The sequence below is a fragment of the Janthinobacterium sp. GMG1 genome, from assembly GCF_034427795.1.
GTDB lineage: Bacteria > Pseudomonadota > Gammaproteobacteria > Burkholderiales > Burkholderiaceae_D > Janthinobacterium.
This window is the reverse complement of the sequence record NZ_JAXQNT010000001.1, coordinates 574620-596094: the sequence shown is the minus strand read 5'-3', so window position 1 is coordinate 596094 and position 21475 is coordinate 574620. Positions and strand designations below refer to the sequence as shown.

Genomic DNA, 21475 nt, shown 5'->3' with positions numbered 1-21475 from the left:
ATCAGACCCGTTCCAGCACCAGCGCGATGCCCTGCCCCACGCCGATGCACATGGTGCACAGCGCATAACGCCCGCCCGTGCGGTGCAGCTGGTTGACGGCCGTCATGGCCAGGCGCGCGCCCGAGGCGCCCAGCGGGTGGCCCAGGGCGATCGCGCCGCCGTTCGGGTTGACGCGCGGATCGTCGTCGGGCAAGCCCAGCTGGCGCAGCACGGCCAGGCCTTGCGCGGCAAACGCTTCGTTCAGTTCGATGACGTCGAAGTCGGCCAGGCTCAAGCCCGTCATGGCCAGCACTTTCAGGGTGGCGGGCGCGGGGCCGATACCCATGATGCGGGGCGCCACGCCGGCAGTCGCCATGGCCACGACACGGGCGCGGGGCGTCAGGCCAAAGCGGGCCGCGTTCGCCTCGTCGGCCAGCAGCAGGGCAGCCGCGCCATCGTTGACGCCGGAGGCGTTGCCGGCAGTAATCGTGCCGTCCGCGCGCACGACAGGCTTGAGTTTCGTCAAGGTTTCCAGGGAGGTGGCGCGCGGGTGCTCGTCGCGGCTGACAACGACGGGGTCGCCCTTCTTTTGCGCGATGCTGACAGGACAGATTTCACTGTCGAACACGCCCGCCTGCTGCGCCGCCAGGGCCTTGACCTGGCTGGCCAGCGCGAACGCGTCCTGGTCCGCACGGCTGATGCCAAAGTCGGACGCCACGTTTTCCGCCGTTTCCGGCATCGAATCGACGCCGTACCGGGCCTTCATCAAGGGGTTGATGAAACGCCAGCCGATGGTCGTGTCTTCCATTTTCATGCTGCGCGAAAAGGCGCTGTCGGCCTTGCCCATGACGAATGGCGCGCGGCTCATGCTTTCCACGCCGCCGGCGATCAGCAAGCCCGCTTCGCCGCTCTTGATGAAACGGGCCGCGCTGCCGATGGCGTCCAGGCCCGAGCCGCACAGGCGGTTCAGGGTGGCGCCCGGCACGCTGTCGGGCAAGCCGGCCAGCAGGGCCGCCATGCGCGCCACGTTGCGGTTGTCCTCGCCCGCCTGGTTGGCGCAGCCGTACAGCACGTCTGTAACAAAAGTCCAGTCCACCTCGGGATTGCGCGCCATCAAGGCACGGATGGGCACGGCGCCCAGGTCGTCGGCGCGCACGCCGGACAGGCCGCCGCCGTAGCGGCCAAACGGCGTACGCTGCGCGTCGCAAATGTATGCGTGAGTCATGTTCTCTCCTCCAAGAAAGTGTTGAATTAACGTCCGTCCGTCAGCGGCACGGCCGTCAACGCTTGCAACTGTTCAAAACTCAAGCCGTCCACCAGTTCGACCACCGTGGCGCCGGCGGGGCCCAGGTCAAGCACGGCCAGGTCGCTGTAGATGCGGCTGACGCAAGCAATGCCCGTGAGCGGGTAGCTGCACGCCTGCACCAGCTTGCTTTCACCCGTCTTGGTCAGCAATTCCATCATGACCCAGGTTTTTTTCGCGCCGATGGCCAGGTCCATGGCCCCGCCCACGGCGGGAATGGCGTCCGGCGCGCCCGTGTGCCAGTTGGCCAGGTCGCCCGTGGCGGACACTTGAAACGCGCCCAGCACGCAAATGTCCAGGTGGCCGCCGCGCATCATGGCGAAGCTGTCGGCATGGTGGAAATAGCTGCCGCCGGGCAGCAGGGTGACGGGCTGCTTGCCTGCATTGATCAGGTCATAGTCTTCCTCGCCCGGCGCGGGCGCGGGGCCCATGCCGATGACGCCGTTTTCGCTGTGCAGGATGATGTCGGCGCCAGCCGGCAAGTGGTTCGCCACCAGGGTCGGCAAGCCGATGCCCAGGTTGACGACACTGCCTTCATGGATGTCGGCCGCCACGCGGGCCGCCATTTGATCTCGATTCCATTTATTCACTTGATACTCCTCAGGCAGCTTTGAAGCCGGCGGGGCCGGTGGCCGTGCGCGGCACTTGCACGAGGCGCTGCACGAACAGGCCCGGCGTGATGACATGTTCAGGATCGATGCTGCCCAGCTCGGCAACTTCATGCACGGAGGCAATGCTGACCTTGGCGGCCATGGCCATGATGGGACCGAAGTTGCGCGCCGTCTTGCGGTAAGTCAGGTTGCCCCAGCGGTCGCCCTGCTCCGCCTTGATCAGCGCGAAATCGGCGTGGATCGGTGACTCGAACACATACATGCGGCCATCGATCTCGCGCGTTTCCTTGCCCTTGGCCAAGTCCGTGCCATAGCCCGTGGGCGTGAAAAAGCCGCCGATGCCGGCGCCGGCGGCGCGGATGCGCTCGGCCAGATTGCCCTGCGGCACCAGTTCCAGCTCCAGCTTGCCCGCGCGGTACAAGGCATCGAAGACGTGGGAATCGGCCTGGCGCGGGAAGGAGCAGATGATCTTGCGCACTTGCCCGTTTTTCAGCAGGGCGGCCAGGCCGGTGTCGCCATTGCCCGCATTGTTGTTGACGATGACGAGGTCGCGCGCGCCCTGGGCGATCAAGCCGTCGATCAGCTCGGCCGGCTGGCCCGCGCCGCCGAAGCCGCCAATCATGACGGTGGCGCCATCGTGGATATCGGCCAGCGCATCAAGCACGCTGGACCGCAGTTTGTCGATCATTGCTGTCTCCTCCAAATCAAACCCATCAGCCATTTGTTCGCACAACGAACAAATATTCGTATTTAGAACTTATTCGTGAGAATATGCCTGATCGGGGCGCTTGTCAATTTGCCGTTTTCGCCAGCGCCATGGCTATAATTGCCACCTTGATCAATTGGAATTGCCATGACCGCACGCAGCAGCACCTCCCTCTCCGCCGAAGACACCGTCGATGCCGATGGCGCACCGCGCCCAGGCGACAGCTATGTGCAATCGTTCGCGCGGGGCCTGGCCGTGCTGCGCAGCTTTGGCGCGGATGCGCCGCAACAGACCCTGAGTGAAGTGGCGGAACGGGCGCAGCTGACGCGCGCGGGCGCGCGGCGCATCCTGCACACCTTGTTGCATCTTGGCTACGTGGAAGCGGATGGGCGGCTGTTCCGTTTGACGCCCAAGGTGCTCGACCTCGGTTACGCCTACCTGTCATCCCTGCCCGTGTGGACGCAGGCGCAGCCGCTGCTGGAAGAATTGATGCAGACCTTGCGCCAGTCGTGCTCAGCCACCGTGCTCGACGGCGACGACATCGTGTATGTGGTGCGCCTGTCCGCGCACCGCACCATGTCGATCAACCTGGGCATTGGCAGCAGGCTGCCCGCCTATTGCACCTCGATGGGACGGGTTTTACTGTCGGGCCTGGCGCCCGACGTGCTGCGCGAACGGCTGTCGAAGATGGCGCTGCTGAAAATCACGCCGGCGACCAAGGTCGATATCGACGTCTTGATGGAAGAGATTGCACAAGTGCGACGCCAGGGCTGGTGCCTGGTGCAGGAAGAACTGGAACAGGGCTTGATCGCCCTGGCCGCGCCCGTGTTCGACCGGGCCGGCAAGGTGGTGGCGGCGATCAACGTCAGCGGCCAGACGGCGGGGCCGTCCGTGGCGCATCTGCTGGAACACAGTCTGCCGAAACTGCTCGATACGGCCAGCCGGGTCAGCGCCCTGGTGCGGGTGCAGCAGTAGCGTTTATTGCTTGAACCTTATTTCTTGAATTTGGCGCACGGGTCCGGGCGCGGTTGCGCCGGCATCGTTTGCGTCAGGTCAAACGTGCCCTTGAAACCGGTGCTACCCTGCTCCAGGTAGCCGATGCTGCGCAGGTTCAGTTGCGGGTCGGCCAGTTTCAGCCAGCGGGGCACGCCGATATCCTTGCGCACATGCTCGTTGCCGGCGATCAGCACCACGTCGCGCGGCGCCTGGTCGCGGATCAGCTTGGCCATCCAGATATCGCGCGCCACCTGGGCGTTGACGACGCCTTTGATCATCATGTCGGGCAGCATGTTGCAACGGGCCGCCTGGACTTCCTTTTGTTGCCCGTCGAGGATATCGGCCGGCACGGGCGCGGCCAGGTAGGTGGCCACCATGGCGGGCGGCATCGACCACTGGATGCCGTCGCGTACGATGCGCGAGGCATCGGCGGGCGACAGATTGCCGGCGACCAGGGTCAGCTGGTAGCTGATGACGAGGTCCAGCACGGGGCGGTACAAGCTCCAGTCCCAGCGCGGCTGTTCCATCACGCGGATGATGCAATCGGGGTCGGCGCAATCGCGCGCGGCGCGCGTCAGCAAGGCCTGGTTTTCGCGGTCGAACTGTTCCATGACAATCACGGGACGCCAGCCGGTCGCCAGGCGGCGGCGCAATTCCTCCACGCGTAGGCGCTGGCCTTGCGCATTGTCATGGACTTCGCCCAGCAGCAGCACTTGCGGATTGGGCAAGGTGTCAGCCACGGGCACAGGAGCGGGCGGAGCGTCTTTCTTCAGCAAGCTGCCGCAGGCGGCCAGCGCCAGCACGCTGCACAGCAGGGCGGCGCGCGCGCCGGCGCGGAAAATCACGGTTGTCATGTAAGCGGAATCCAAAGTGGCGATGCGCCAGATTGTACCGTCTCAGGCCGGCGCGGGCAGCTTGCGGCGCTCCAGCACTTCAAACAGGGCCATGCCGGCCAGCATCGCGCTCACAAACAGCCACGCCTTCGGCTGGCCCGCCAGCAGGGACACGAGGGCGGGGCCGGGACAGAAACCGGCGATGCCCCAGCCCGCGCCAAAGGCCAGGCTGCCCAGCAGCAAGCGCCGGTCGATGCGCCGCGATGCCGGCAATTGCATGGTTTCACCCAGCAGCGACCTGGTGCGCCGCCGCGCCAGCCAGAAGGCCGGCAGGGCCACGCCGATGGCGCCGCCCATCACCAGCGCCAGCGACGGGTCCCAGGCGCCCGCCAAGTCGAGGAAACCAAGCACCTTGGCCGGGTTGCTCATGCCGGAGACGATCAGGCCCAAGCCAAAGACGAGGCCGCTCAACAGGGAAAGGAGTAGTCTACTCATAGGTGGCGCAACAGATAGACGGTGAAGAAACCGGCCGCCATGAAGGCACACGTGGCCGCCAGCGAACGGGGCGACAGGCGCGACAGGCCGCATACGCCGTGGCCGCTGGTGCAGCCGGCGCCGTAGCGCACGCCCACACCCACCAGCAGGCCCGCGACGATCAGGGCGGGCGTACCCGCGTCGATCTGCACGGGCGGCAAGGCATGCCACAGCTGATACAGCAGGGGCGTGCCGACCAGGCCGGCAAGAAAGGCGATGCGCCAGCCCAGGTCGCCACTGCGCGGGCGCAGCATCCCGGCGACAATGCCGCTGATGCCGGCGATGCGGCCATTGAACAGCATCAGCAAGGCAGCGGCCAGGCCGATCAGCATGCCGCCGGCCAGCGAGGCCCATGGCGTGAAGTGCTGCCAGGCTATGCTCATGGCAGTATCAATCCGCTTCGTCGTTGAAGGTGGCGCGCGGGGCGCAAAATTGCGCGTACAGCACTTGCAGCACGGCCAGCACGGGCGCGCTGGCGACGCGGTAATAGATCTGCTTGCCGTCGCGCCGCGTGGCCACCAGCATCTCTTCGCGCAGTACGCCCAGCTGCTGCGACAGGGTCGGCTGGCCGATGCCCACTTTCTGTTCCAGGTCGCTGACGCAATGCTCGCCCTGCGATAGCTGGCACAGCAGCATCAAACGGTCGGCATTGCCCATGGCCTTGAGCAGCGAGCTGGCCTTGTAGGCCGAGCCACGCATGGCGTCGAGGTTGTATTCGGCGTGTTGTGTTGCAACTGTCTCCATCTTGCCCTCCCACAGGCGGTCATATTGATCATCATGCGATAAACAATATACTAATCAATATACTGTTTTCCTGCTGGCGATTCGCACAAAAAAACAACAGTGTTTTTCGACGATAGCGTGCTCATGCCAAGTGTGCGGCAGCGATAGCCTTCGCGCTATCAAAATGATAAATATTCGTAATTTAAAGCAAATATACGTAGCAAAATTGACACGATTTGTGCTGTAATAAGGCCTCATCAGAAAAATCGTGATACGCCCCCGTACAGGCGCATTGTCCGTCCAGGCGCAGGCCGGTTTCGGCCGCACCGCACGGTGAACCAGGGAGTCAAAGATGAAGATACTTCAGCCGCTAGGCATGGCCATGCTGGCGCTGTCGGCATGTGCCGGCAATGTGGCGGCCAGCGCCAGTCCCCCGCCCACAGCACGCGCGCATGTCGTGAGCGACGAAAGTCTCGGTTTCACTAATACTGCGAACAATCCCGGCTGGGATACACAGGACTTGCCGTATGCGCGCCTGCTGGCGCAGGGCACGACGCTCAATGCCACCCCGCGCTGGCGCAGCGCCGGTGCGCGCCAGGGCGCACTGCCGCCGCCCACGGCCGCCATCCCTGCGGTACAGCAGGCGAACGTGCCGCCGCCCGTGCCGGAAGCGAGCATGGTCTCGATGTTGTTGGTGGGACTGGGCTTGCTGGCCTTTAGCATGCACGGTGAAAAACAGGAAAAATTCGATAGCTGACCCCAATTCGGCGGCCGATGCTGCCTCAGTAAAAAAATTCCGCCTTGCGCGGAATTTTTTTGGCCACGTCATTCGTCAGGTCTCACTTGTCCAGCAAGCGGCACACCCGTTCGATATTACCCACAGGAATGCCTGATTTCAGGGCGCGCGCGATGCAGGCCGCCTTGTCCGTGCCCGAGGCGGAAATGAGCACGAAGGCCGTGCCCAGAGCACTGACGGCAACCAGCAAGATCAGCACGCCCTTGACGATATCCCAGTTCATGGCGCTTCAGCGATCTCGTACGTGAAATCATAATAATGCTTGCCGCCCTCGATGCGGATGGCCAGGCTGCCCGACAGTCCTTGCAACTGCTCCGTCCCCGTATCGGGCACCACCGTCACCGACAAGGCGGGCGCGCCGCGCGTCATCGTGCCGCTATGCTGCAAATAAAAACTGCCATGACGCCCGTCCAGGCTGCCTTCCACCCGCTCCAGCGCCACATAGCCTGCCGAGCCGGCCACGCTGGCGCGCACGCTGAGCATCTCGCCCTGTGCGCTGGCGTCGAGGGCGCCGTGGTAGCGCTTGTCGAGCGACAAGCGTCCCAGCCCCGATTGCGCGGCCGTATCCGACAAGGTTTCCGGCGTGATGGTGACATTGAATTCGCCTGTAATGGTAGGCATCAGTGCTCCTTTGCAAATAAAGAGGTAGCGGCCGCCTCCGGCCCGTTCAGCAGCGCATGTAATTTTTGCATGGTGGCCCAGTTGCGCGAGGTGACGCCATCGCCCAGCAGCACGCCCAGCGCCGCCACCACCTTGCTGGCCAACACGCCATCGGGACACCAGGCATACGCGGCCCATTGGCCCAGCGCCAGCACTTCCGGCTGCCACGGCCGCTGCAGCAAGGGCGCCAGGCGCTGCATGTCGGCCGGATTGTTCAGCACCAAGGTCAGCAGACGCGCCGCGTCGGCCGCCGGCGCCAGCGTGTTTTGTTCGATCAGTTCGGCAAACTGGCTGGCCGACAGCACCGTCACCCTGGCCGCCACACCGAGCTTCAGCACCAGCGCTTCCTCGATGCGGGCAGCGGCGTCGGCCGGCGCGACCTTGCCGCCGTCATACACGACATTGCCGCTGTTGAGCACGGTGCGCACCTGCGCAAAACCCAGGTCGCCCAGCAGCTTGCGCAAGTCGGCCATGGCCACGCGCTTGGCGCGGCCCACATTGATCCCGCGCAAAAGCGCCACTTGCTGACTGTTTTCCATCTGTGCCATATCTTGCCTCCTTGCCTATGCCTGGCCGGCAGGAACGCTGGCGGCGCCTTCCGGCAATGGCGTCACCTTGGGCAGGCGCAGCAGGAACGTCGCGCCCTGCCCCAAGGTGCTGCTGACCGTGATGGTGCCGCCAAACTGCTTGGCAATCAAGTTGAATACGATATTCAAGCCCAGGCCCGTGCCGCCCTGTCCGCGCCGCGTGGTGACAAACGGGTCAAACACGCGGTCGAGCATATCGGGCGCGATGCCGCGGCCATTGTCGCGCACCTGCATGGCGATCCAGTCGTTGTCGCCGTGCACGCCAATATGGATATGGCCGTCCGTGTCCGCATCAAAGGCGTGCTCGACGCAGTTCAGGACGAGGTTGGTCAGCACCTGCGCCAGCGCGCCCGGATAGCTGTCGAGCATGATGCCGGGCGGGCAATCGATATCGATGCGGATGCGCGTCTTTTTCAGGGTCGGCTGCAGGCTCGAGATTACCTCGCCGATATAGTCGCGCAATTCAAATAAACGGCGCGCCTCGCTGACCTGGTCGACGGCGATCTGCTTGAAGCTGTGGATCAGGTGCGCGGCGCGGTAGGCATTGTTCATGATCAGGCGCGCGCTCTCGCCGGCCGTTTCCAAGTAGCGCACGATATCGGTCTTTTTCACGCTGCCGCCGGCCACCGCCGCGCTGATCTCATCGGTGGCTTCCTTCAGCACCGAGGCGCTGGTCAGCGCGATGCCGACCGGGGTGTTGATTTCATGCGCCACGCCGGCCACCAGGCTGCCCAGCGAGGCCAGGCGTTCCGACTGCAGCAACGATTCCTGCGCGCGGCGCAGCTCGTCCATGGCCTGCGCCGTTGCCTGCTGCGAGCGGCGCGCCATGTCTTCCGCCTCGCGACTGCCCTCGATGATGGACTTGAGCTTGCGCTGCACCGCATTGAAGCCGCGGATCACGTCGCCCAGCTCGTCGCGCCGGTTTTCCGGCAGCTCTTCGACCTCGTCGCTGCCGCGCGTCGCCAGGTCGAACAAGCCGTCGCGCAACTGTTTCAAGGGTCCGAAGACGATGCGCAGGCTCAGCGCCAGGGCGCCCACCAAAATGATGTCAAGTAGCAACACTTCCAGCACCTTGCGCCGCACTTCGCCGCGCAGGGCCGCATCGATCTGGGCGCGGCTGAAATTGACGATGACCTTGCCGACGATCACCGGCTTGCCGCCCGTGGCTGCGGCCACGGCGTCGCGGAACACCAGCGGCGCCTCGACGGGCGTGCCGCCCATGGCCACGTCGGCGGTCAACGGCACCAGGGTGCCGGCCGCGTCGCGCACTTCGCCGGCGAACAGACCGACGGAGGCGTCGTAGACGCGGATACCGACCAGTTCCGGCGGCAGCATTTCGGCCGCGACGATGCTGTCGACCTTGGATTTGTCGAGGTCCCACAGGGCGGAAGGCAAGCTGGTCTGCAAGCGCGTCAGCACGCCGCTGCGCAGGCGCGCGCTGCCCGATTCGAGTTCCTTGCTCAAGGTATATTGGGTATAGCTACCCGAAATGCCCAGCACCAGGGTGACGATCACGACAAAAAGCAGGGTCAGCCGGACTTGGATACTCACCATCGATCAATACTCCCCGGGCCAGGCCGCCGGCCCGCGGCGCGGGCGCACAGACGTCAGCGGACAACAGCCTGAATCAAATGTACGGTATGACATGCTTATTGGCAAGATTTACAGCAATGCCGTTTTCCACCAGGCCTTGATACAGGTTGAGACATTGCGTCATGGCAATGGTAATATCCCGCAATCATCTAAGGAGTCGTCATGGCGGTCATGCATCAACATCTACCCCTGGAACAAGTTCGTCCTGGCATGGTCTTGTCGGATGTCTTGCTCGATGCGCATGGACAAGTGCTGTTGCCGCAAGGCGCGGTATTGACGGAAAACATGCTGGCCCTGATGCCCCGACACAATATCGACATGCTGCCGATCCAGGCGCCGCCCCCCTCGCCCGAGGAAATCGCCGCGCAACAGGCTGCCGACAGCGAACGGCTCGATTACCTGTTCCGCAAGCACGACCCGGATAATCCCGAAGACGCGGCCACCACCTTGCTGCGCGCCTATGTCACGGCTTACCGTCTGGGCACGGGAGAGGCCGCATGAGCACCCAGCTGACGCTCGACGACATCGTCGCCCACCTCGATGATTTACCCTCGCTGCCCGCCGTCGTGATGGAACTGCTCAACAGCATCGACCAGGAAGACGTGGATATTTCCGTGCTGGCCAAAAAAGTGTCGTACGACCAGGCGCTGACGGCAAAAACCCTGCGCCTGGCCAACTCGTCCCAATATGGCTTGCAAGTGAAGGCCACCACCATCCAGCAGGCGATCACGTACCTGGGCTTCCAGACCACGCGCAGCCTCATCACGTCGGCCGCCATCACGGGCTGCTTCCCGGAAGGACGCTGCCCCGGCTTCGACGACAAGGCCTTCTGGCGCCATTCGGTGGCGACGGCCGCCTGCGCCAAGGTGCTGGCGCGGCAGATCCGCTTCAACCAGGATTACGCCTTCACGGCCGGCTTGCTGCACAACATCGGCCGCCTGGTGCTGGTCAGCAGTTTTCCCGCGCACTATGCGCAAGTCATCGCGCACCAGGCAGCGCACGATTGCAGCCTGCTCGAAGCGGAACAAACCGTGCTGGGCGTGGACCACGTGCAGGCTGGCGTGGCGCTGGCCGAGCACTGGAACTTTTCCGACACGATGCGCCTGGCGCTGGGCAACTACCTGCAGCCGGAAACGCCGGGGGCAGGCTTCCTCGCGTCGCTGATCCACGTGGCCAATGCCGTCGTCTGCGCGCTGGACCTGGCGCAGGCGGGCGACGACATGGTGCCGCGCGTCTCGCCGGTGGCCTGGGATGCGCTGGGCCTGGGCGAAGACACGTATCTGCAACTGTTCCGCGAAACGGAGCTGCGCTACGACGAAATCACCTCTGCACTGCTGAGCTAAACACTGCCGCAAACGCAAACGGCTCTCGCTGCGAGGCGAAAGCCGTTAGGGGTACTGCAATACGTTCATGTTGCCCAGTCCATGCTGCCCGGTCCACGCCAGCCTGTTGCCGCCAGCAGCTACGCAAGCGGCACAGTCAGCGCGCAACCGCCACATCAGTGCGCGTAATTCGATTCTTGCGCATCGCCGCGGTCTTCCGCTTTTGGACGGCCCTGGGCGTCGGACAGACGATACTTGGTGCGGCGGTCGCCCATCAAGTCGCGCAGGTCACGGATGCTCATGCCCGTCACTTCGTGCATGCGGATCAGCAGCGAGGCGCCGACCGGCAAGCGGTGGTGGCGGATCTTGCTGATGACAGGTGGCGCCACCTCGAGCAGACGCGACAGGGCTGCATCGTTTTTCAGCTGCATCTTGCTCAGCAGAATGTCCAGCAGGTGGTTCGGGTTGTAACTCTCTTGCGATGCTAATGCATGATGTGCCATGATTTTTCCTCGTCTGGTGAATGTAGAAAATAATGCCGATACGAACTTAAGGCTGGCTTAGAGTGTTCAAATAAACGTCCTCCATCGAATTCAACCCTCCCTCCTTATCGCACTGCCTGCCAGGACTCGCACTGCCACGCCCAGCCAACGTACGCAACTTGCCGCGTGAGTAAAAACACGTGCAATTCACTGAAATGAATTGCATATAAGACAATATACTAGCCCAAACACGCGGCATCTGCGCCTCGCGCAAACTTCCTGATTGTTAAATATCAATCAAGCTGCTGGTTGGCTTGGCAACGATGCTATTTCAACACATTAGGATGCCAGCGGGCGCACACAAGGCTTTGCAGCAACTTGTTACAAATCAATGGTGTCGCACGGCAATAAATGCTTTTAGGCATCACGACCCAGGGCGGCATATACAGGCGGCAACCTTGTCGGCAAGGTAAGCACAACATGGCCCGCCCCGGCGATTTACGCTAAACTATGGCCTGAACTTGCAGTGAGCCTGCCACCGGGCAGCCAGAGGCGCCCGGCCGGTCATCCACCGCGCCCCACCCTGAGCGGCCCCCTGCGCTGCAGCATCCTGCCCAACCATCTTGTTTGCCGCCACACTTACCGATAAGCGCCCGACGCCATGCAGAAAAAAGTATTCATTAAAACCTTCGGCTGCCAGATGAACGAGTACGACTCGGACAAGATGGCCGACGTGCTGGGCGCCTCCGATGGCCTGGTGCGCACCGACACGCCGGAAGACGCCGATGTGATCCTGCTCAACACCTGCTCAGTGCGCGAAAAGGCGCAGGAAAAAGTGTTTTCCGACCTGGGCCGTCTGCGCGAGCTGAAACTGGCCAAGCCGCACCTGCTGATCGGCGTGGGCGGCTGCGTGGCGTCGCAGGAAGGCGACGCCATCGTCAAGCGCGCGCCGTATGTCGACATGGTCTTCGGCCCGCAGACCCTGCACCGCCTGCCGCAGATGATCGAACTGCGCCGCTCCAGCGGCGCCTCGCAGGTGGACATCAGCTTTCCGGAGATTGAAAAGTTCGATCACATGCCGCCAGCCAAGGTGGAAGGCGCTTCGGCGTTCGTTTCCATCATGGAAGGCTGCAGCAAATATTGCAGCTACTGCGTCGTGCCCTACACGCGCGGCGAGGAAGTGTCGCGCCGCTTCGAGGACGTGCTGACGGAAGTGGCGGGCCTGGCCGCCCAGGGCGTCAAGGAAATCACCCTGCTGGGGCAAAACGTGAACGCCTACCGCGGTGCGATGGAAGGCGGAGAGATCGCCGACTTCGCCCTGCTGCTCGAATACGTGGCCGATATCCCCGGCATCGAACGCATGCGCTTCGTCACCAGCCACCCGAAGGAATTCACGCAGCGCCTGATCGACGCCTACGCGAAGATCCCGCAACTGGTCGACCATTTATATCTGCCGGCGCAGCACGGTTCCGACAAGATCCTCGGCGCCATGAAGCGCGGCTACACGGGCCTCGAATACAAGTCCATCATCCGCCGCATCCGCGCCGTGCGCCCGAACATGGCCATTTCGTCGGACTTCATCGTCGGTTTCCCTGGAGAAACCCAGGCCGACTTCGACGCCATGATGAAGCTGATCGCCGACGTGGGCTTCGACAACAGCTATAGCTTCATCTTCAGCAAGCGCCCCGGCACGCCGGCCGCCAGCCTGGAAGACGACACGCCGCATGAAGTCAAGCTGGCCCGGCTGCAACAATTGCAGGCGGCCATCGACGCCAACACGCGCAAGTACAGCCTGGCCATGGTGGGCACGGTGCAAACCATCCTCGTCGAAGGCCGTTCGAAGAAGGACACCGATGACAGTGAACTGCAAGGCCGCACGGAGAACAACCGCGTGGTCAATTTCGACGCCGGCCCCGACGGTTTGCAATTGATCGGCCAGCTGGTCGACGTGCGCATCACCGAAAGCCATTCCTACACCCTGCGCGGCGAACTCGTCGCCAGCGCACCCGCATTGAAAAGAGCCAGTTGAAAACCAAAGCCCCGATACAGCCGCATTACTTCATCCCCGAGCCGCTCGACAACACGCGCCTGGCGCATCTGTGCGGCCCCCTCGATGAAAACCTGCGCCAGATTTCCGCCGCTCTCGACGTAACGATCTTCCGCCGCGGCGAGAAGTTCATCGTCGGCGGCAGCAATGCCGCGCGCGCCGTGGAAATCCTCGAACAGTTCTACGCCATCGCCAACAAGGTCGTGCCGCTGGAAGAAGTGCAGCTGGCCCTGGTGGAACAGCGCGCGGGCCTGTCCGCCGCCTCGGAACACCACGCCAACGCGCCCGCCAGTACCTTCGTCGAGCCGGACATCGCCAGCCCCGTGCTGAAAACGCGACGCTCCGACTTGCGCGGACGCACGCCGCACCAGATCGCCTACCTGCGCGACATCCTCGAACACGACATCAGCTTTGGCGTCGGCCCGGCCGGCACGGGTAAAACCTACCTGGCCGTCGCCTGCGCCGTCGATGCGCTCGAAAGGGACGCCGTCAAGCGCATCATTTTGACGCGCCCCGCCGTCGAAGCGGGCGAGCGCCTGGGCTTCCTGCCGGGCGACCTGGCGCAAAAGGTCGACCCGTACCTGCGTCCCCTCTACGATGCGCTGTATGATTTGCTGGGCTTTGACCGCACGCAAAAACTGTTTGAAAAACAGGTGATCGAGATCGCCCCGCTGGCCTACATGCGCGGGCGCACCCTGAACCACGCGTTCGTCATCCTCGATGAGGCACAAAACACCACCGTCGAACAGATGAAGATGTTCTTGACGCGCATCGGCTTTGGCAGCAAGGCCGTGGTGACGGGCGACGTCACGCAAGTCGACCTGCACAAGAGCCAGACGAGCGGCCTGATCGACGCCGTGCACGTCTTGAAAGACGTGCGCGGCATCGGCTTCACGCAATTTAACAGCACCGACGTGGTGCGCCATCCGCTCGTCGCGCGCATCGTCGACGCCTATGAAACGGCGCAGGCGGCCAGTGCCGACGCCGCCCAGTTACTTCCCTTATTGAAACCAGCTGCTGCCAAAAATGTCCGAAAAAAATAAACTGTCCTTGTCCGTGCAATACCCGGATACCCGCCTGGAAACCCTGATCACGCGCTCGAAAGTGCGCCGCTGGGTCAAGGCGGCCCTGTTCGCGCCGGCCGAATTCACCATCCGCTTCGTCGACGCGGAAGAAGGCCGCAGCCTGAACCGCGACTACCGCGAAAAGGATTACGCCACCAACGTGCTGACGTTCGCCTACAACGAAGGCGAAGAATTGCATGACGACGAGCCGACGCGCGCCGACATCATCCTGTGCACGGACGTGCTGGAAAAGGAAGCGGCGGAACAAAAGAAGAGCGTGGAAGAGCACACGGCCCATTTGATCGTGCATGGCGTGCTGCATGCGCAGGGCTACGACCACATGGATGACGAGGAAGCCACCGAGATGGAGGGCCTGGAAACGGACATCCTCGCAAAGCTCGGCATCACCGACCCGTACAAGGAATAAGCGCATGGGAACCTGGGCACTTGACGCCTTCGGCAACGACTACGCCATGGATTGGGCGCAGGACTTGCACGAATATAAAACCCTGGAACTGGTCGAGACGACGCTCGACAACGTCATCGACAGCCAGGAAGCGGCACTCGAAGCACCGTTCGCCGCCGAAGCGCTGGCCGCGCTGGACGTGATCGCGCGCCTGCAAGGCAAGCCGGGCGAGGATGACCCGGCCACCGCGGAAGTGGACGAATGGGTGGCCGCCTGCAAGAAGAAAGTCACGCCGCCGCTGCTGGAAAAAGCGCGCCTGGCCTTCGAGCGCATCATGGCGGAGTCGTCGGAACTGCGCCAGCTGTGGCAGGACAGCGAGCATTTCGCCGACTGGCAGGCCGACGTGGCGGCCCTGCGCGCCCGTGTGCTGGGCCCGGACGCCTGAAACGTCGGGCAACGGCGCACTTCAACGTATTAAATTTGCATCAAAAGCGGGGAAATCCGGTATTCCCCCACTTTTGGTGTATCCTATATCCCTTCGCAACAACGGCTCACGCCTCCTATGCCCGAGCACCCTAGTGGCGTCAGAACTGACGTCAAGCCCCACCGGTCACTGTTTGAACGCCTGACCGCACTCATTTCCCCCGAGCCAGAGAACCGTGCAGAATTGCTCGAAGTTCTACACGATGCGCATGAACGCAAGCTGATCGACGCCGACGCCCTGTCGATGATCGAAGGCGTGTTCCAGGTATCGGATCTCTGTGCGCGCGACATCATGATTCCCCGTTCGCAAATGGATGTCATCGACATCAGCAAGCCGATCGAGGAATGGATGCCGGAAGTCCTGTCGACCGCCCACTCGCGCTTCCCCGCGATCGAAGGCGAGCGCGACAAGGTCATCGGCATCCTGCTGGCGAAAGACTTGCTGCGTTATTACGCAGAAGAAACTTTCGACGTCCGCGACATGCTGCGCCCCGCCATCTTCATCCCCGAATCGAAACGCCTGAATGTGCTGCTGCGCGATTTCCGCGCCAACCACAATCACATGGCCATCGTCGTCGATGAATACAGCGGCGTCGCCGGCCTGATCACCATCGAAGACGTGCTGGAACAGATCGTCGGTGACATCGAGGACGAATACGACTTCGACGAAGCCGAGGACAATATCCTCTCGCTCAAGGAAGGCCAGTTCGGCCCCCGCTGGCGCGTCAAGGCGCTGACCGAGATCGAACAGTTCAACGAGGAAGTGGGCAGCCACCTGGTCGACGACGACGTCGACACCATCGGCGGCCTCGTGTCGAAGTACCTGGGCCGCATGGCGCACAAGGGCGATATTTTCGACCTGGGCAACTTGCGCTTCGAGGTGCTGCGCGCCGATGCGCGCCAGGTGCACGTGCTGCTCGTCGAGCGCCTGCCCAACGTGCCGGAACTGGAACTCTGACATGCGCGTGCTGTAAATGCGTTTCAGACGCGTCGATCCCAACGCCCCCGCCAAACCGCCCCGCAGCACGTGGGCGCGCATGCTGACTGCTGCCGTCGCCGGCGCCGTCGCGGTGCTGGCGTTCGCCCCTTTCGGCTACTGGCCCCTGCAAATCCTCAGCCTGGGCGTGCTGTTCTACCAGGTGCTGCGGTCGTCCAGCGTCAAGGGCGGCGCGCTGATCGGCTGGGCCTATGGCTTCGGCTGGTGCGCGGCCGGCACGCACTGGCTGTACATTTCCATGCACCGTTATGGCGACATGGCCGCGCCGATCGCGGTGATAGCCGTGGCCCTGCTGGCACTCCTGATGGCCATTTACGTGGCCCTGGCCATGGGCGCTGCCGCCTGGCTGCGCCAGCGCTGGGTGCTGTCCCTGCCCGCCATGACCCTGCTGGTTCTGCCCGCTACCTGGACGCTGTTCGAATGGACGCGCGGCTGGCTGTTTACAGGTTTCCCGTGGCTGGCCACCGGTTACGCCCACAATGCCAGCCCGCTGGCCGGCTTTGCCCCCGTCGTCGGCGCGTATGGCCTGGGCTGGCTGGCGGCGCTGTCCGCCGGCGCTCTGCTGCTGCTCACACACCGCACGCGCTGGTTTGCGCTGGGCGGCGTCATCGCCCTGTACGCGGCCGGCATCGGCTTGCAGTACGTGGCGTGGACGCACCCGGTCGGGCGCCCGATCACGGTGCGCCTGTTGCAGGGCAACGTGCCGCAACAGCAGAAATTCGATCCCGGCTTCGTGCTGGGCGCCCTGCAGATGTACCAGAGCGCCATCACCAGCGCGCCGGCCGACCTGATCGCCACGCCGGAAACGGCCGTCACCGTGCTGCCGCACCAACTGCCACCCGGCTATCTGGACAATCTGGCGACGTATTCACAGCAGACGGGCAGCACGATTCTGGTCGGCATGCCCGTACTCGACGAGCAGCAGCGCTTCTACAATGCGGCACTGGGGATCACACCCAACGGCACGCCGGGACCGTATTACCAGTACCGCAAGCACCATCTGGTGCCGTTCGGCGAATTCGTGCCGCCTGGCCTGCACTGGTTCGTTGCCATGATGGCCATCCCGCTGGGCGACATGGGCCGCGGCGCCGAGGTGCAAGCGCCCTTGCCCGTGCGCGACCAGCTGGTGCTGCCGAATATCTGCTATGAAGACTTGTTTGGCGAGGAAATCGCCGCCCAGCTGGCCAGCGCCCACCGCCATGGCAAGCAGTCGGCGTCCGTACTGCTGAATATTTCGAACCTGGCCTGGTTTGGCGATTCGATCGCCATCCCGCAGCATCTGCAGATTTCGCAGATGCGCAGCCTGGAAACGGGCCGCCCCATGCTGCGCTCGACGAACACGGGCGCCACGGCCGTCATCGACGGCAAGGGCGTGGTGCAAAGCCTGCTGCCGCCGGAACAGCAAGCCACCTTGGCGGCCAAGGTGCAAGGCATGGGCGGCATGACGCCATACATTCTCTACGGCAATAAACTGGTGCTGGCCCTGGCCGCGCTGGCCCTGTTGGCGGCCTTCCTGCTGTCGCGCGCCGCCCGTCGTGGCCGCGCCGCGCAGCAATAAGCGGCCGATATTGCCCGAAGAGTCACAGTGGGTCCGTAAAAACCGCTAAAATTAGCAAAACCCCGGCCCGGACGCTAGCCCAACAGCGTCCGGGCTTCAAGCAAACCTTAACAGCGCGCAGTCTCCCGCGCGGCGAACTCATACGATGCTCACATTTCAACAAATTATCCTGACCTTGCAAACCTATTGGGACAAGCAAGGTTGCGCCCTGCTCCAGCCTTACGACATGGAAGTCGGCGCCGGTACCTTCCACACCGGCACCTTCCTGCGCGCGATCGGCCCGGAACCGTGGCGCGCCGCGTATGTGCAGCCGTCGCGCCGCCCGAAAGATGGCCGCTATGGCGAAAACCCGAACCGCATGCAGCACTACTACCAGTACCAGGTGGTCTTGAAGCCGGCGCCGGAAAACATCCTCGACCTGTATCTGGGTTCCTTGGCCGCGCTGGGCCTGGACTTGCAGCAGAATGACGTGCGCTTCGTCGAAGACGACTGGGAAAGCCCGACCCTGGGCGCCTGGGGCCTGGGCTGGGAAGTCTGGCTGAACGGCATGGAAGTGACCCAATTTACCTACTTCCAGCAAGTGGGCGGCCTCGATTGCAAGCCCGTGCTGGGCGAAATCACCTACGGCATCGAACGCCTGGCCATGTATCTGCAAGGCGTGGAAAACGTGTATGACCTGGTGTGGACCGAGTGGGAAGAAAACGGGATTACCAAGAAGCTGACCTACGGCGACGTCTTCCACCAGAACGAGGTGGAGCAATCGACCTACAACTTCGAGCACGCGAATACGGACCTGCTGTTCGAACAGTTCGGCAACTACGAAGCGGAAGCGAAGCGCCTGATTGAGCTGCAACTGACCCTGCCCGCCTACGAGAAAATCATGAAGGCCTCGCACAGTTTCAATATGCTGGACGCACGTGGCGCCATCTCGGTGACGGAACGCGCCGCCTATATCGGCCGCGTGCGCACCCTGTCGCGCCTGGTGGCGCAAGCGTATTACGACTCGCGCGAGCGCCTCGGCTTCCCGATGCTGCCCGCCGCAGACCAACCCGCCGCCGCTTGATCGCCTAGCTCATACACCGCCGTACCAGACAAGAACACCATGAACCAAACACTGCTCATCGAACTGCTGACCGAAGAACTGCCGCCGAAAGCGCTGGCCAAACTGGGCGCCGCCTTCACAGCCGGCATCGTCAACGGCCTGAAGGCGCGCGACTTCCTGGAAGCCGACAGCGTCGCCACCAGCTATGCCTCGCCGCGCCGCCTGGCCGTCTCCATCACCAACGTGCGCGAAGTCTCGCCCGACAAATCGATCCGTGAAAAAGTCTTGCCCGTCTCCGTGGCGCTGGACGCGAACGGCAACGGCACGCCGCCGCTGGCCAAGAAACTGGCCGCGCTGGGCTTCCCCGACCTGACGGTGGCCGAGCTGGAACGCGCCGCCGACGGCAAGGCCGAAAGCTTCTTCTACACCTACACGGCGCCGGGCAGCCAGCTCGCCACCGGCGCGCAGGCAGCATTGACCGAGTCGGCCGCCAAGCTGCCGATTCCAAAGCTGATGAGCTATCAGCGCCCGGACGGCAGCACCGTGCAATTCGTGCGTCCTGCCCACAGCCTGATCGCCCTGCATGGCATCAATATCCTGCCATTGACCCTGCTGGGCTTGAGCGCCGGCCGCACCACCCTGGGCCACCGCTTCCTCACCGACGGCGAACCGATCACCATCGCGCACGCGGAAAACTATGCGCCGTCCCTGATCCTCAACGCCAGCGTCATCGCCAGCAACGAGGAACGCAAGGAACGCATCCGCGCCCAGTTGCTGGACAAGGCGGGCGCCGACCAGGTCTTGATGCCCGAAGCGCTGCTCGATGAAGTGACCGCCCTGGTCGAATGGCCGGTCGTGTATGAATGCCACTTCGAGGAAGAATTCCTGGCCGTGCCGCAGGAATGCCTGATCCTCACCATGCAGACCAACCAGAAATATTTCGCGCTGACGGACAGCGAAGGCAAGCTGCGTTCGCGCTTCCTGATCGTCTCGAACATCGAGACGGACACGCCCGAGCACATCATCGGCGGCAACGAGCGCGTCGTGCGCCCGCGCCTGTCCGACGCCAAGTTCTTCTTCGAGCAAGACAAGAAGAAAACGCTGGCATCGCGCCTGCCGCTGCTGGCCAACGTCGTCTACCACAACAAGCTGGGCACGCAGGCTGCGCGCACAGAGCGCGTCAAGTCGCTGGCCGGCGCCATCGCCGCCAAGCTGCAATATGACGTCGCCCTGGCCGAACGGGGCGCCCTGCTGGCCAAGGCCGACCTGCTGACCGACATGGTGGGCGAATTCCCCGAACTGCAAGGCATCATGGGCACCTACTACGCGCGCCATGACGGCGAGCCCGAAGAAGTGGCGCTGGCCGCCTCCGAACACTACCAGCCGCGCTTTGCCGGCGACAGCCTGCCAGCCACCGCCACCGGCACCGCCGTGGCCCTGGCCGACAAGCTCGAAACCCTGGTCGGCATCTGGGCCATCGGCCTGGCGCCGACGGGCGACAAGGATCCGTTCGCGCTGCGCCGCCATGCGCTGGGCGTGCTACGCATGCTGCTGGAAAAACGTTTGCCTTTGTCGATCCAGGGCTTGCTGGCGGATGCCGCTGCGCAGTTCGCAGCCGTACCAGGCTTCAAGGATCCGGTCGCGGATGTCACCACCTTCATGCTGGATCGCCTGCGCGGCATCCTGCGCGAACGCGGTTTCTCGCCGAATGAAATCGAAGCCGTCGTGGCGCAAAACCCGGACCGCCTGGATGACATCGTGCAACGCCTGGAAGCCGTGCAGGCGTTTGCCGCCCTGCCGGAAAGCGCCTCGCTGGCAGCCGCCAACAAGCGCATCACGAACATCCTGAAAAAGAACGAGGAAGCCGTGAGCCAGGTCGCCGCCGGCGGCGTCAACGTGGCGCTGCTGCAGGACGAAGCGGAGAAAAAACTCGCCGCCGCCGTCTCGCGCGTGCAGCCGGAAGTCGACGCGGCCTTTGCCAAGGGCGACTTCACCAGCACCCTGCAAACGCTGGCGCAGCTGCGCGACGATGTCGATGGCTTCTTCAATGACGTGATGGTGATGGCCGAGGATGTCGCCCTGCGCAACAACCGCCTGGCCTTGCTGTCGTCCTTGCACGGCATGATGAACCGCGTGGCCGACATTTCCAAGCTGGCGGCATAATGGGCACGCCGGCGCTGAAACTGATTATTCTCGACCGCGACGGTGTCATTAATCATGACTCGCCGGACTTCATCAAGTCGCCTGCCGAATGGCTGCCGATACCCGGTTCGCTCGAAGCGATCGCCCGCCTGAACCAGGCTGGCTATCGCGTGGTCATCGCCTCGAACCAGTCTGGCATCGCGCGCGAGTACTTCGACATGACGGTCTTGAACGCGATCCATCAGAAGATGCATACCTTGGCGCAGCAGGTGGGCGCCGATATCGACGCCATCTTCTTTTGCCCGCACGCGGGCGCGGACAATTGCGACTGCCGCAAGCCGAAACCGGGCATGTTTCATGAAATTTCGCAGCGCTACAACACCAGCCTGAAAGGCGTGCCCACGGTCGGCGATTCGCTGCGCGACCTGCAGGCCGGTTTCATCAGCGGTTGCGTGCCCTACCTGGTGTTGACGGGCAAGGGCGAAAAGACCAACGAAACGGGTGGCCTGCCGCCTGGCACCCAGGTCTTCCCCGACCTGGCCGCCGTCGTCAGCCACCTGCTCAAGGCGCCCGCAGCATCGGCGCCCGCCGTGGCATTCAGCATCTAATCT

At 63.5% G+C, this 21475-nt stretch carries 25 protein-coding genes; 13 read left to right on the top strand and 12 right to left on the bottom strand.

Annotated features, from left to right (window positions below):
* Window position 1 precedes the first annotated feature (1 nt).
* From pcaF to SJI03_RS02755, 3 genes are read right to left on the bottom strand one after another with little or no spacing between them, the layout of a single operon-like run.
* Window positions 2-1204, bottom strand: a complete 1203-nt coding sequence (gene pcaF, locus SJI03_RS02765; RefSeq protein WP_322426173.1) for a 3-oxoadipyl-CoA thiolase — start codon at window positions 1202-1204, stop codon at window positions 2-4.
* Between the two features lie 26 nt (window positions 1205-1230).
* Entirely contained in the window at window positions 1231-1872 is a 642-nt protein-coding gene (locus SJI03_RS02760) for a 3-oxoacid CoA-transferase subunit B (protein WP_322426172.1), read from the bottom strand.
* Window positions 1873-1882: 10 nt separating this feature from the next.
* Window positions 1883-2581, bottom strand: a complete 699-nt coding sequence (locus SJI03_RS02755) for a 3-oxoacid CoA-transferase subunit A (RefSeq protein ID WP_077408447.1) — start codon at window positions 2579-2581, stop codon at window positions 1883-1885.
* 165 nt (window positions 2582-2746) lie between these two features.
* On the opposite strand from SJI03_RS02755, the gene SJI03_RS02750 reads away from it, so the two are divergent.
* Window positions 2747-3574: an IclR family transcriptional regulator domain-containing protein gene (locus SJI03_RS02750; RefSeq protein WP_322426171.1), complete on the top strand. Its 828-nt coding sequence runs from the start codon at window positions 2747-2749 to the stop codon at window positions 3572-3574.
* Window positions 3575-3591: 17 nt separating this feature from the next.
* Here the strand turns inward: SJI03_RS02750 and SJI03_RS02745 are convergent, their stop codons facing one another.
* The 4 genes from SJI03_RS02745 to SJI03_RS02730 are packed head-to-tail and all read right to left on the bottom strand — an operon-like array spanning window position 3592 to window position 5706.
* Complete coding sequence (locus tag SJI03_RS02745) at window positions 3592-4449, bottom strand: ChaN family lipoprotein (RefSeq protein ID WP_322426170.1); 858 nt, start codon at window positions 4447-4449, stop codon at window positions 3592-3594.
* A gap of 42 nt (window positions 4450-4491) precedes the next feature.
* Window positions 4492-4923 (bottom strand): DUF6691 family protein, encoded by a 432-nt coding sequence (locus SJI03_RS02740; RefSeq protein ID WP_099376592.1) that lies wholly within the window; start codon window positions 4921-4923, stop codon window positions 4492-4494.
* The gene (locus SJI03_RS02735; RefSeq protein ID WP_099376591.1) at window positions 4920-5345 is read right to left on the bottom strand and encodes a YeeE/YedE family protein; all 426 of its coding nucleotides are present in this window, start codon (window positions 5343-5345) and stop codon (window positions 4920-4922) included. Before SJI03_RS02735 ends, SJI03_RS02740 begins: the two co-directional genes overlap by 4 nt.
* A gap of 7 nt (window positions 5346-5352) precedes the next feature.
* The gene (locus SJI03_RS02730; RefSeq protein WP_099376590.1) at window positions 5353-5706 is read right to left on the bottom strand and encodes an ArsR/SmtB family transcription factor; all 354 of its coding nucleotides are present in this window, start codon (window positions 5704-5706) and stop codon (window positions 5353-5355) included.
* Window positions 5707-6037: 331 nt separating this feature from the next.
* Here SJI03_RS02730 and SJI03_RS02725 point away from each other — a divergent pair, with 331 nt between their 5' ends.
* On the top strand, window positions 6038-6442 hold the full coding sequence (locus SJI03_RS02725) for a hypothetical protein (RefSeq protein WP_158301082.1): 405 nt from the start codon (window positions 6038-6040) through the stop codon (window positions 6440-6442).
* An 82-nt stretch (window positions 6443-6524) separates the two neighbouring features.
* On the opposite strand, the gene SJI03_RS02720 is transcribed toward SJI03_RS02725, so the two are convergent.
* From SJI03_RS02720 to SJI03_RS02705, 4 genes are read right to left on the bottom strand one after another with little or no spacing between them, the layout of a single operon-like run.
* Window positions 6525-6704: a hypothetical protein gene (locus SJI03_RS02720; protein ID WP_099376588.1), complete on the bottom strand. Its 180-nt coding sequence runs from the start codon at window positions 6702-6704 to the stop codon at window positions 6525-6527.
* The gene (locus SJI03_RS02715) at window positions 6701-7102 is read right to left on the bottom strand and encodes a DUF3224 domain-containing protein (protein WP_099376587.1); all 402 of its coding nucleotides are present in this window, start codon (window positions 7100-7102) and stop codon (window positions 6701-6703) included. The genes SJI03_RS02720 and SJI03_RS02715 overlap by 4 nt, the downstream gene beginning before the upstream one ends.
* Window positions 7102-7689: a DUF1697 domain-containing protein gene (locus SJI03_RS02710; RefSeq protein WP_322426169.1), complete on the bottom strand. Its 588-nt coding sequence runs from the start codon at window positions 7687-7689 to the stop codon at window positions 7102-7104. Before SJI03_RS02710 ends, SJI03_RS02715 begins: the two co-directional genes overlap by 1 nt.
* A 15-nt stretch (window positions 7690-7704) precedes the next feature.
* Window positions 7705-9282, bottom strand: coding sequence for a sensor histidine kinase (locus SJI03_RS02705; RefSeq protein ID WP_099376585.1), 1578 nt, complete (start codon window positions 9280-9282; stop codon window positions 7705-7707).
* A gap of 201 nt (window positions 9283-9483) precedes the next feature.
* Between SJI03_RS02705 and SJI03_RS02700 the strand changes: the two genes are divergently transcribed.
* Together SJI03_RS02700 and SJI03_RS02695 are read left to right on the top strand one after the other, a co-directional pair.
* The gene (locus tag SJI03_RS02700) at window positions 9484-9822 is read left to right on the top strand and encodes a hypothetical protein (RefSeq protein WP_322426168.1); all 339 of its coding nucleotides are present in this window, start codon (window positions 9484-9486) and stop codon (window positions 9820-9822) included.
* Entirely contained in the window at window positions 9819-10664 is an 846-nt protein-coding gene (locus SJI03_RS02695) for an HDOD domain-containing protein (RefSeq protein ID WP_225242557.1), read from the top strand. The genes SJI03_RS02700 and SJI03_RS02695 overlap by 4 nt, the downstream gene beginning before the upstream one ends.
* Window positions 10665-10819: 155 nt before the next feature.
* Here the strand turns inward: SJI03_RS02695 and SJI03_RS02690 are convergent, their stop codons facing one another.
* Entirely contained in the window at window positions 10820-11146 is a 327-nt protein-coding gene (locus SJI03_RS02690) for a hypothetical protein (protein ID WP_034746769.1), read from the bottom strand.
* 640 nt (window positions 11147-11786) lie between these two features.
* Between SJI03_RS02690 and miaB the strand changes: the two genes are divergently transcribed.
* The 9 genes from miaB (at window position 11787) to gmhB (ending at window position 21472) form a co-directional block, all read left to right on the top strand.
* Window positions 11787-13154 (top strand): tRNA (N6-isopentenyl adenosine(37)-C2)-methylthiotransferase MiaB, encoded by a 1368-nt coding sequence (miaB, locus tag SJI03_RS02685; RefSeq protein WP_322426167.1) that lies wholly within the window; start codon window positions 11787-11789, stop codon window positions 13152-13154.
* On the top strand, window positions 13151-14215 hold the full coding sequence (locus SJI03_RS02680) for a PhoH family protein (RefSeq protein ID WP_322426166.1): 1065 nt from the start codon (window positions 13151-13153) through the stop codon (window positions 14213-14215). The genes miaB and SJI03_RS02680 overlap by 4 nt, the downstream gene beginning before the upstream one ends.
* Complete coding sequence (ybeY, locus tag SJI03_RS02675) at window positions 14199-14663, top strand: rRNA maturation RNase YbeY (protein WP_322426165.1); 465 nt, start codon at window positions 14199-14201, stop codon at window positions 14661-14663. Before SJI03_RS02680 ends, ybeY begins: the two co-directional genes overlap by 17 nt.
* 4 nt (window positions 14664-14667) lie before the next feature.
* Window positions 14668-15087, top strand: a complete 420-nt coding sequence (locus tag SJI03_RS02670) for a DUF4259 domain-containing protein (protein WP_322426164.1) — start codon at window positions 14668-14670, stop codon at window positions 15085-15087.
* Window positions 15088-15204: 117 nt separating this feature from the next.
* Window positions 15205-16083 (top strand): HlyC/CorC family transporter, encoded by an 879-nt coding sequence (locus SJI03_RS02665; RefSeq protein WP_034746750.1) that lies wholly within the window; start codon window positions 15205-15207, stop codon window positions 16081-16083.
* 16 nt (window positions 16084-16099) lie between these two features.
* Complete coding sequence (gene lnt / locus SJI03_RS02660; protein WP_322426163.1) at window positions 16100-17680, top strand: apolipoprotein N-acyltransferase; 1581 nt, start codon at window positions 16100-16102, stop codon at window positions 17678-17680.
* A gap of 145 nt (window positions 17681-17825) precedes the next feature.
* Entirely contained in the window at window positions 17826-18743 is a 918-nt protein-coding gene (gene glyQ / locus SJI03_RS02655) for a glycine--tRNA ligase subunit alpha (RefSeq protein WP_096237792.1), read from the top strand.
* 39 nt (window positions 18744-18782) lie between these two features.
* Window positions 18783-20885: a glycine--tRNA ligase subunit beta gene (glyS, locus tag SJI03_RS02650; RefSeq protein ID WP_322426162.1), complete on the top strand. Its 2103-nt coding sequence runs from the start codon at window positions 18783-18785 to the stop codon at window positions 20883-20885.
* On the top strand, window positions 20885-21472 hold the full coding sequence (gene gmhB, locus SJI03_RS02645; protein WP_322426161.1) for a D-glycero-beta-D-manno-heptose 1,7-bisphosphate 7-phosphatase: 588 nt from the start codon (window positions 20885-20887) through the stop codon (window positions 21470-21472). The genes glyS and gmhB overlap by 1 nt, the downstream gene beginning before the upstream one ends.
* Window positions 21473-21475: the final 3 nt, after the last annotated feature.

Coding starts and splice junctions, on each gene's coding strand:
- SJI03_RS02705 (WP_099376585.1), bottom strand. CDS start 9,282: ATGGTGAGTATCCAAGTCCGGCTGACCCTGCTTTTTGTCGTGATCGTC.
- pcaF (WP_322426173.1), bottom strand. CDS start 1,204: ATGACTCACGCATACATTTGCGACGCGCAGCGTACGCCGTTTGGCCGC.
- gmhB (WP_322426161.1), top strand. CDS start 20,885: ATGGGCACGCCGGCGCTGAAACTGATTATTCTCGACCGCGACGGTGTC.
- SJI03_RS02755 (WP_077408447.1), bottom strand. CDS start 2,581: ATGATCGACAAACTGCGGTCCAGCGTGCTTGATGCGCTGGCCGATATC.
- SJI03_RS02750 (WP_322426171.1), top strand. CDS start 2,747: ATGACCGCACGCAGCAGCACCTCCCTCTCCGCCGAAGACACCGTCGAT.
- SJI03_RS02725 (WP_158301082.1), top strand. CDS start 6,038: ATGAAGATACTTCAGCCGCTAGGCATGGCCATGCTGGCGCTGTCGGCA.
- SJI03_RS02665 (WP_034746750.1), top strand. CDS start 15,205: ATGCCCGAGCACCCTAGTGGCGTCAGAACTGACGTCAAGCCCCACCGG.
- lnt (WP_322426163.1), top strand. CDS start 16,100: ATGCGTTTCAGACGCGTCGATCCCAACGCCCCCGCCAAACCGCCCCGC.
- SJI03_RS02735 (WP_099376591.1), bottom strand. CDS start 5,345: ATGAGCATAGCCTGGCAGCACTTCACGCCATGGGCCTCGCTGGCCGGC.
- SJI03_RS02730 (WP_099376590.1), bottom strand. CDS start 5,706: ATGGAGACAGTTGCAACACAACACGCCGAATACAACCTCGACGCCATG.
- ybeY (WP_322426165.1), top strand. CDS start 14,199: ATGTCCGAAAAAAATAAACTGTCCTTGTCCGTGCAATACCCGGATACC.
- SJI03_RS02690 (WP_034746769.1), bottom strand. CDS start 11,146: ATGGCACATCATGCATTAGCATCGCAAGAGAGTTACAACCCGAACCAC.
- SJI03_RS02715 (WP_099376587.1), bottom strand. CDS start 7,102: ATGCCTACCATTACAGGCGAATTCAATGTCACCATCACGCCGGAAACC.
- SJI03_RS02745 (WP_322426170.1), bottom strand. CDS start 4,449: ATGACAACCGTGATTTTCCGCGCCGGCGCGCGCGCCGCCCTGCTGTGC.
- SJI03_RS02670 (WP_322426164.1), top strand. CDS start 14,668: ATGGGAACCTGGGCACTTGACGCCTTCGGCAACGACTACGCCATGGAT.
- SJI03_RS02695 (WP_225242557.1), top strand. CDS start 9,819: ATGAGCACCCAGCTGACGCTCGACGACATCGTCGCCCACCTCGATGAT.
- SJI03_RS02700 (WP_322426168.1), top strand. CDS start 9,484: ATGGCGGTCATGCATCAACATCTACCCCTGGAACAAGTTCGTCCTGGC.
- glyQ (WP_096237792.1), top strand. CDS start 17,826: ATGCTCACATTTCAACAAATTATCCTGACCTTGCAAACCTATTGGGAC.
- SJI03_RS02740 (WP_099376592.1), bottom strand. CDS start 4,923: ATGAGTAGACTACTCCTTTCCCTGTTGAGCGGCCTCGTCTTTGGCTTG.
- miaB (WP_322426167.1), top strand. CDS start 11,787: ATGCAGAAAAAAGTATTCATTAAAACCTTCGGCTGCCAGATGAACGAG.
- SJI03_RS02710 (WP_322426169.1), bottom strand. CDS start 7,689: ATGGCACAGATGGAAAACAGTCAGCAAGTGGCGCTTTTGCGCGGGATC.
- glyS (WP_322426162.1), top strand. CDS start 18,783: ATGAACCAAACACTGCTCATCGAACTGCTGACCGAAGAACTGCCGCCG.
- SJI03_RS02720 (WP_099376588.1), bottom strand. CDS start 6,704: ATGAACTGGGATATCGTCAAGGGCGTGCTGATCTTGCTGGTTGCCGTC.